The 1544-nt window shown below is 60.9% G+C and carries 1 protein-coding gene; it reads right to left on the reverse strand.

Translation table 11 applies throughout. The features are described from left to right. Positions 1–77 precede the first annotated feature (77 nt). Positions 78–1463 (reverse strand): IS1182 family transposase, encoded by a 1386-nt coding sequence (locus GQE99_RS20340; RefSeq protein ID WP_161353794.1) that lies wholly within the window; start codon positions 1461–1463, stop codon positions 78–80. Between the last annotated feature and the right edge of the window lie 81 nt (positions 1464–1544).

Genomic DNA, 1544 nt, shown 5'->3' on the forward strand with positions numbered 1-1544 from the left:
CCGCCGATTCTGTGGAAAAACTAACGTTTGCGAGCGCAGAAATGGCTGCCCCAAATGTGGCGCGAGCGCCTTTCCTATCAGGCTTTGCGGGTTTGCTGCGGCGCCGGAAAGATCTTGGCCAGTTTCCGGAGGTTCTGGGCGGTGGCGGCGAGGAGAAATTCGTCATTTGCACCGCATGGGCCGCGTAATCGGAGCCGACCCAGGCCGAGGATGCGTTTGAGGTGGGCAAATAGCATCTCGACCTTTTTCCGGAGCTTCATCGAGATGTCGTATTGGCGGGTCTTGGCGATTTCGCGGGCGACCTGGCGGGCGTCTTCATGCTCTTCGCGGGTGATCTTGCGCGCCTCGGCGTTGGGGCAGCATTTGGCTTTGGATGGGCACGCCTGGCAGACGTCTTTCAATGCGCGGTATCGGGCTGTGCCCTTGCCGGTCGGCCCCCGGTTCGGATCCGAGTAATTCCGGCGGAACTGCTTCAGCTCATGGCCCTCGGGACAGATATATTGGTCGTTCTGGGCGTCCCACTCGAACTCTGCCCGCGTCCAGGTGCCGTCGCTGCGTCCGGACTTGTCTATGACCGGGATGTGCGGCGCGATCTTGCGATCAACCAGCCAGCCCAGCATCGGTCCAGTGCCGTAGGCAGTGTCCGCGATCAGGCGTTCGGGACGCAGACCAAACTTGGACTTCACCCTATCCAGCATGGTCTTGGTCGATCCGACCTCGGCCTGCCGGATCGACCTCGTGGCTTCCACATCGACTATCACGCCATGATCCGTGTCGATCAGGTAGTTGTCGGAATAGCTGAAGAAAGCGGGGCCTTTACGCGCCGCTGTCCATTGGCTGGCGGGGTCTGAATGCGAGGTAAACTTGGGCTGCACCTCGCTGGCAGCGCCGAATGCCGCCTCATCCAGCGTGTCGAGATACTCGCGCACGGCACGGGGCGCATCCGCCGGATCAATCCTCGCCGCGTCCCAGTCGTCCTTCGGCGAAGAGTTCTGCTTATTGGCGTCGGCCTCGATCAGGCTGGCGTCGATGGCCATGCGTTGACCGCTGACCAGACCTTCCGCGATGCAACGCGCGACGGTCGTTTCGAACAGGTGGCGGAGCAATTCGCTGTCGCGGAAACGCCCGTGCCGGTTCTTGGAGAACGTGGAATGGTCCGGGACGCGGTCGCTGAGATCGAGACAGCAGAACCAGCGATACGCCAAGTTCAGATGGACCTCCTCGCACAGGCGTCGCTCGGACCGGATGCCGAAGCAATAGCCCACCAGTAGCATCCTGATGAGGAGTTCTGGGTCGACCGACGGCCGGCCAGTATGGCTGTAAAATTCGGTCAGGTGGGCACGGATGCTGCTCAGGTCGACGAACCGATCAATGGAGCGAAGAAGATGGTCTCGCGGAACGTGATCTTCCAGCGAGAACTCGTAGAACAGCGCCGGTTGCGCTTCTTGTCGCGGTCCCATCATCGCCAGTCCCCCCAAACCTTGCAGGAATTGAATCAGCAGGATGACCCTCGATCAAGCGCGAGTTTTTCAACGGAATACGCC

Source organism: Maritimibacter harenae (assembly GCF_009882975.1).
GTDB classification, from domain to species: Bacteria; Pseudomonadota; Alphaproteobacteria; order Rhodobacterales; family Rhodobacteraceae; genus Maritimibacter; species Maritimibacter harenae.